This window comes from Saccharospirillum impatiens DSM 12546, from assembly GCF_000423605.1.
GTDB classification, from domain to species: domain Bacteria; phylum Pseudomonadota; class Gammaproteobacteria; order Pseudomonadales; family Natronospirillaceae; genus Saccharospirillum; species Saccharospirillum impatiens.
In genome coordinates this window covers 1-2,221 of the sequence record NZ_AUIH01000129.1, presented here as the reverse complement: position 1 = coordinate 2,221, position 2,221 = coordinate 1, and the positions used below count along the sequence as shown (strand labels likewise).

Annotated in this window: 1 protein-coding gene; it reads left to right on the top strand. The window is 54.8% G+C overall.

The window, feature by feature from the left end:
* Window positions 1-595: 595 nt before the first annotated feature.
* Window positions 596-1,495, top strand: a complete 900-nt coding sequence (locus tag G565_RS0120770) for a coiled-coil domain-containing protein (protein WP_157600190.1) — start codon at window positions 596-598, stop codon at window positions 1,493-1,495.
* Window positions 1,496-2,221 lie beyond the last annotated feature (726 nt).

Sequence of the window (2,221 nt, the reverse complement as noted above, 5' to 3'; positions counted from 1 at the left end):
AGTAGGTGATCTATTTGAGGGGACTATTTTAGCAAAATTCGGCGCAAATAGAGGGCTATAGGCCGTTTTTTTATTATTAACCTACGGATTCAGGCCAAACTCAATTATTACGAGAGCGGACTGGCCGAGCAATGCGTTGTTTCGCGTCAGGCCCTGGAGCGGGGGCTACTTTTCCTGATCGGAATTCTCGCTTGCGCTCCTCAATCCATCCTTCTACATCCTCCAGATCCCACGCAACGGGGTTTAGAGTTTGCACTGTTTCGCTTAGTGATAAAGAGGATTTTAGCTTTACCATCTTGCTAGATGGGTCGGCCCGATGCTCTGTGTCCCAAGGCGAGGAGGGCAGGCTGTGGTTCGATACTGACGAATCTTCTGCAAACCAAATCAAAGACTTGTTCCAAAGTACCTCAATCCAATAGCTTGCGATCGTTCTCTACAGGAGGTTCCGGATGTTTTCACCGGTAATAGCGGCCGCTGATATCGGATCCATCTAAAGTGGTACTTTTGGCTGAGTCATTGATAATCCACAGGTACCGACAAGTACCTGGATGACGCTCGGGGGACGATCCTGAGTCAGTTACGCTACCTCACCCAGGTGGCTGACGATCAGAACGTCCCGATCGAGGCGATGGCTGAACTGCGCCGCTGGTCAGTCGACAAGGCCGAACGCGCGTTGGGGGACCAACAGCGACAGCTCGACACAGAGCGCGAGGCGTTTGAGCAGCGCAAGCAGACTGCCCTGCAAGAGCAACAGGCCCTTCGCGATCAGATCAACACCCATAAAAATCAAGCCGATCGCTGGCTGGAAAAGCACCGGTTGGAAGAGCAGGCTCATGAGTCATCGAAAGAGGCTTTTAAGGGGCAAATAAATGAGTTGCAGACTGAGCTGACTCAGGTAACCAGTGAGCTGGAAGCAGAGCGTGGAAGGCGGACAGCGCAAGCCGCCCACGGGGCAGAACTGAAAACAGAGATCTCGACACTGAAAGCCCAGTTGACAGAGGCCGATCAGGTCAGAGAAGAGCGAAACACTCAGCAAGGCGTTATCACGGACCTGACGCGTGAGGTTGATCTGGCCACACAAACCACGAAAGCGCTGCGGGAGCGGCTGGGGGAGCAGGAGCACAGCCACCAGAGTCGGGAGTCAACCTGGCTATCTGATCGAGAAACGCTGGTCGTCGCGATGCGTGAAGCCCAGTCAGAGCGTGACCGGGCCCTGGCGACCAAGACCGCGCTTGAAGGGCGATACACCACCCTGGACGCGGCGAGCCATCAGGCAACGGATGACCACCGCCAGTCCATCAGCACCTACGCAGGGCAGGTGGCCACCCTGACGGCTCAGATCGGCGGCAAACAAGACACGGTAGAACGCCTGGAGAAGCAGATCGACCGGACCGAGGCAAAGCTGGACGCCATGAGCAAGGAGAACCGGGATCTGAACCGGCAGAACAGCGCCCTGAACCAGCACGTGCAGGCCATCAGCCGTAAGCAGCCATGAGCATCATGACAGACCCCGGTGTAATGATGAGGCCGTCATGAGCCACTACCTCGACCAATGAATGGCTGACTGTCTCCAGGCAAAGGCCGCGCAGCCAGTGCAGCAATTCGTCTATCACGAGGAGTTGTCACTGCCGCGCCACAAGAAGTATCTCTGTGTCATCGAAGACCTGAGTGGTGACCCTGAAGCGACATTCAAGGCTTTCCAGACGTACAAAGCATCAGGCAAGCGAAGGTGCCCCAAGGCCAATGAGCCCTCACCCGTCAAGTACGTAGGATCCAGCTTGGGTGGAATAAACCGCAGGATCAAAGCGCACAGAGGCTAAGGGTCCCAGTCAACCTATGCGTTGAACCTGAACAGTTGGTTCATCGAGCATCCTTACAAGATCACCCTCTATGAGTATGCGGTCCGGCCACAGGTGCTGCAGCTGATTGAGGATTCACTGGCGCATGATCTACAGCCCGCCTTTGGCAAAAGGGGCCCGAATGGCCGATAGGCAACACATAGGTTAATCTGCGTATAATAAGTAACTGGACGCACGTAGACGCAGAGAGGGACGGAACATAGCGTGATACGCGCTTGAAGGCCTACTGAGGTGCTTGGAAGCCAATTGGACCCTTCCGGGGATATCGACCCTGTAAATATTTCTGTGTAACTGCCGAAGTTAACGGTAGTCCGCCAAGCGGTCTTCAAACTCGATCATAAAACGATTTAGGGCTTGCTTCC